Source organism: Thioalkalivibrio sp. HK1 (genome assembly GCA_000583135.1).
Lineage (GTDB): Bacteria > Pseudomonadota > Gammaproteobacteria > HK1 > HK1 > HK1.
This window is the reverse complement of the sequence record JFBG01000022.1, coordinates 1-4,649: the sequence shown is the minus strand read 5'-3', so window position 1 is coordinate 4,649 and position 4,649 is coordinate 1. Positions and strand designations below refer to the sequence as shown.

Below are 4,649 nucleotides of genomic sequence, written 5' to 3'. Positions count from 1 at the left end.
CCGGAGCCTTTACGATATCGACCTGCGCGTCCCTGCGGCTTTCGTTCTCGGCGGGGAGGAAAGGGGGCTACGCCGCCTCACGCGCGAGAAATGCCACCGGATGGTCTCGATCCCGCTCGATGATTCGATGGAGAGCCTGAATGTTTCGGTCGTCGCCGGGATTTGTTTTTTCGAAGCCTTGCGTCAACGAAGACAAGGCGAGGCGGTGTGAGCGATCCCTCATCGAGAGAAATCGCAAAGAATCGGGTGCATTCCTCTCGTATCGAAGATAGGATCATTAGGGTTGTCGCTATCCTTTCCCCTTTGCCACGTTTCCCTTTTTCGCGATGGAACCTCAAGGACGATCATGGTTTTTCCAAGCCCTCGGTCAAGGGATGGGATATGCCTGCGAGGATCATCGGGTAGAAACGATGACCCCGCTCGCCTTTTTTCATCGATGATCCTCGGCTTTCGAATGACATTCCGATGGCCATGAATCCGGCACCGAAACCACGAGATCGAGATACCGATCCTTCGAGCGAGTCCTCGAGGGATCCTTCGAGCGACCCTGCGAAAACCACGGCCCCGACGATCGATCTTCCCCACAAAAGCGGATCCGGATCCGGCGATCCTTCGGATCCCGAGCGCTCGATCGTCGAAAGCGCGGTCTCTTTGAATGCCCAACCGGTCGCCACCCCTTGGCGGGCGGGTCTCGGGACATGGCTTCGAAGCAGCAAGGCATCGCATTTGCTGGCAAGCGAAGTCGAGAGCATCCACCGCGCGCTGGCCAATCTCTTCGGTTACCACTGCCTGCAGATCGGTGATCTTGCGGGGGCCGATTTGATGCATGCCAGTCGCATCATCAATCGCTGTCTCGTCGATATCGACGGCAGCGCCGACAGGGATTCCCCCTATCCGGTGGTCAGCGGCTCGGCGATGTCCCTGCCGATCGAAGCCGATGCGGTCGATGTCGCCATCTTGCCCCATGTTCTGGAATTCGAGCCCCGACCGCCGGTGGCTCTGCGCGAGGTGGCGCGGGTGCTGGTTCCCGAAGGCCATCTGCTGCTCTTGGTCTTCAACCCCATCAGTTCGATGGGGGTGCAGCGAATCCTTCGGGCCGGCTCCCGCAAGGCCCCGTGGTGCGGCATCTATTTGGGATCGCGGCAGCTGCGCGATTGGTTGGGTCTTTTGGGTTTGGATATCCTCGATCAACGCCCCTGTTTCGCCGCGCGCATGGCGGCGCAGGAGAGCATCGATACCGGCTCGAGGACGGCCTCCGAATGGTTCTTGCCGGCCCTTGCCAGCGCCCGCTTGATCGTCGCTCGCAAGCGCATCGGGGCGATGTTGCCGATGCGCCCTCGCTGGAAACCCCTTCGCTCCTTGGTCGAGGTCGGACTCGGGGGCACATCCGCCGCCGGTCGCAAGGGCTCCTAGCGACGCGCCCCATCCTTGCCCCGACCCCGAGCCTGATCCCCGCTGGTTCTCTCCTCGCTTCTTGATCTTTCGCTCACCTCCTTGCGAATCGCCGACCATGTGCCAAGCATCCGATCGAGTCGAAATCTTCACCGACGGCGCCTGCCGCGGAAATCCCGGCCCCGGAGGCTGGGGAGCGGTGCTGCGTTATAAAGCGCACGAAAAGGAGATATCGGGGGCGGAATCCGCCACCACCAACAATCGGATGGAAATGATGGCGGCCATCAAGGCTTTGGAGGCTCTGCGGCGTCCGAGTCGGGTACGGATCAGCACCGATTCTTCCTACCTCAAGAACGGCATCACGCAGTGGATCGCCGATTGGAAGCGAAGGAACTGGAAAACCTCGGATCGCAAGGAAGTCAAGAACGTCGACCTATGGCAATGGCTGGAGCGGGTCGCATCGGGGCACGAGATCGAGTGGGTTTGGGTCAAAGGGCATGCGGGGCATGAGGGGAATGAAAGAGCCGATGCGCTGGCCCGAAAGGCGATTGTCGAAAGGGTGCAGTCTCCTCGGCCGAGCGCTCCCTCGTCGAAACCATCGGGAGGTCAATCATGAGACAAATCGTTCTCGATACCGAGACCACCGGACTCGAGCCGCAGCAAGGGCATCGGATCATCGAGATCGGGGCGGTCGAGCTGATCGGTCGTCAATTGAGCGGTCGGCAGCTCCATCGTTATTTGAATCCGGATCGAGCCATCGACGAGGGGGCATTGGAAGTCCACGGGATCACCCGGGAATTCTTGGAGGACAAGCCTCGCTTCGCCGATGTATACAAGGAGTTCTTGGATTTCATCGAGGGCGCCGAACTGATCATCCATAACGCCGACTTCGATATTTCGTTTTTCGATCACGAGCTCGGACGGCTCGAAGAAAGCCCCGTTTCGAGAGTCAAGGATCATTGTTCGAAGATCACCGATAGCCTCGAATTGGCCAGACGGATGCACCCGGGGCAGCGCAGCAGCCTCGATGCCCTTTGCAAACGCTACGATATCGACAATTCCGCTCGCAAGCACCACGGGGCATTGCTGGATGCGGAAATTCTCGCCGAGGTCTATCTGGCGATGACCGGAGGGCAGGGCGATCTGGGGATCGACAACCTTCGAGCCTCGACCTCGATATCGGCGAAAAAGGGTTCCCGAGTGAAAAAAAGAGGGCCCTTCAAAGTGATCCGGGCGAGCCTCGAAGAACGAGAAAGGCATGAGGAGCAGATCCGGCATATCGACGAGAAAAGCCAAGGGCGGTGTTTGTGGCTCTCACTTCGAGGCAACCAAGCGGTCGAGTCGAAAGGGTGATTTCGAGCGGGGGTTCGAGCGGCCGATACTCTTTCGAAAAAGCCGTCTTGCTCGACCGATCAATGTGATCGATGTTGACAGATGATCGGTCGGTCGATTAAACTTCCCCCGTGATGGGGCCATAGCTCAGCTGGGAGAGCGCTACAATGGCATTGTAGAGGTCGGCGGTTCGATCCCGCCTGGCTCCACCAAATCGAATGAATCCGGAAGCGATCGAAGCGGTGCCTTTTAGCGGCTCGATGCATGGCATCGCCTTTCATCGCATCCATGTTCATCGGATGGTATTCATCGGGTCGTCGTCGATCGAACCGTCTCTCATCGAAGAGCGCAAATCGTCTTTCCGGGCGAGACGAAAGCATCGCTCGAAGGCTCGGTTTTTTTTGCGATACGAAGACATCGAAGCACCGGATAACGAGAGTATCGAAATTCCAACGGCATTTTCATACAGTCCCCATCGTCTAGTCAGGCCTAGGACACCACCCTTTCAAGGTGGCGACACGGGTTCGAATCCCGTTGGGGACGCCATATCCCTTATCATCGGATATCCCTTCATATCCGCTATCGGCGGCCACTTCCTTCGCCGGCATCCAAACGCCGGTATCGAGCCTTCTCGATGAGCGCCGCTCGATCATCGATGGGATTTCCTTATAGGATTGTCATCGGAATCGGTATCGACCGGCTTTTGCGGCGCAACGGCTCTTAAAGATCGTTTCATCCCGAAACTTGGCCGCGATCTCCGTTTTCGATCCGAAAAACCGAACAATCCAAGCATCGAACAGCCATTGCCATTGCCATCGAAGCGGCGCCGAAGCGATTGATTGCATCGACGAGGAGTGATCGGTGGTCAAACGCAAGCGAAATCCCAGGCGAGAAAGGGCCGGTCAATCGGCTGCGGATTATCGTCGGCTCGATCACTGCCTTGCACCCCAGGAAGTTCTTTCGGCGGATCAGGTCAACCGAATCCACGAAAACGCCCTTCGAGTGCTGCAAGAACTCGGTATCAAGATCCTTTTGCCCGAGGCCAGAGAGATTCTCCTTCGAGCCGGGGCGAGCCAAGGCAAGGGCACCGATCACCAGATGGTTTTTCTGCCGCCTGAGATGGTGCAAGAGGCGATCTCCAAGGCCCCCGCTCGCTATCGGATGATGGCCCCCAACCCTCTAAGGGCGCAAGCGTTCCATATCGGTCGTCAGCTTTTCGCCCCCGCCGGCGGTTGCCCCAACGTCGTCGATCGCATCAGGGGACGTCGCCCCGGCGACCTCGCCAGCCTGCACGAGGCGTTGAGGCTCCACCAGAGTTTCGATGTCATCCATAAACTGACGCCGACCCCGGAGCCGCAGGATGTGCCGCCCCACCTTCGGCACTATGCGATGATGCGAGCCCAGCTCGAGGAGAGCGACAAGCCCCTTTCGGTCTACGCTCGAGGTCGGGCGCAGGTCATGCAAAGCTTCGAGATGGTTCAAATCGCTTTGGGTATCGGCGATGCCGAATTCGCCGCCGATCCGTGGGTTTCCACCGTCATCAATGTCAATTCCCCGCGCTTGCTCGATATTCCGATGGCCCAGGGGATCATCGATTTCGCGCGCGCCGGACAGCTGGCGATCATCACCCCTTTTTGTTTGGCGGGAGCGATGGCCCCGATCACCGTGGCCGGCGCCTTGAGCTTGCAGCATGCCGAGGCTCTGGCGGGGATCGCGCTGGCGCAGATCACCAAGCCCGGGGCTCCGGTGATGTACGGAGCCTTCGGCACCAATGTGGATATGCGCAGCGGTTCGCCGACATTCGGAACCCCCACCCACATCCAAATGAGCATCGCCTCGGGTCAGTTGGCCCGCCATATCGGATTGCCTTGGAGGTCGGCGGCGGGCTCGACCGCCAATACCGGGGATATGCAGGCGGGGGTGGG

5 protein-coding genes and 2 tRNA genes are annotated in these 4,649 nt (G+C 59.2%); all 7 read left to right on the top strand.

The genetic code is table 11. From position 1 onward, the window contains the following. Positions 1–211: TrmH family RNA methyltransferase (locus BF99_RS20445; protein WP_038097716.1), on the top strand; the 211-nt coding region annotated here is incomplete at its 5' end. A gap of 254 nt (positions 212–465) precedes the next feature. After that, entirely contained in the window at positions 466–1,413 is a 948-nt protein-coding gene (locus BF99_RS0107600) for a class I SAM-dependent methyltransferase (protein WP_081759158.1), read from the top strand. A gap of 97 nt (positions 1,414–1,510) precedes the next feature. Further along, entirely contained in the window at positions 1,511–2,008 is a 498-nt protein-coding gene (gene rnhA / locus BF99_RS0107595) for a ribonuclease HI (protein WP_025770396.1), read from the top strand. Then, a complete protein-coding gene (gene dnaQ / locus BF99_RS0107590; RefSeq protein ID WP_025770395.1) occupies positions 2,005–2,745 on the top strand; it encodes a DNA polymerase III subunit epsilon in 741 nt (246 codons plus the stop codon). Before rnhA ends, dnaQ begins: the two co-directional genes overlap by 4 nt. A gap of 115 nt (positions 2,746–2,860) precedes the next feature. Then, positions 2,861–2,936 (top strand) — tRNA-Ala (locus tag BF99_RS0107585). 256 nt (positions 2,937–3,192) lie between these two features. Continuing rightward, positions 3,193–3,270, top strand: a tRNA-Glu gene (locus tag BF99_RS0107575). A gap of 315 nt (positions 3,271–3,585) precedes the next feature. Beyond that, positions 3,586–4,649, top strand: a 1,064-nt coding sequence (locus BF99_RS20435; RefSeq protein ID WP_038097714.1) for a trimethylamine methyltransferase family protein, incomplete at its 3' end; no start/stop codon positions are given.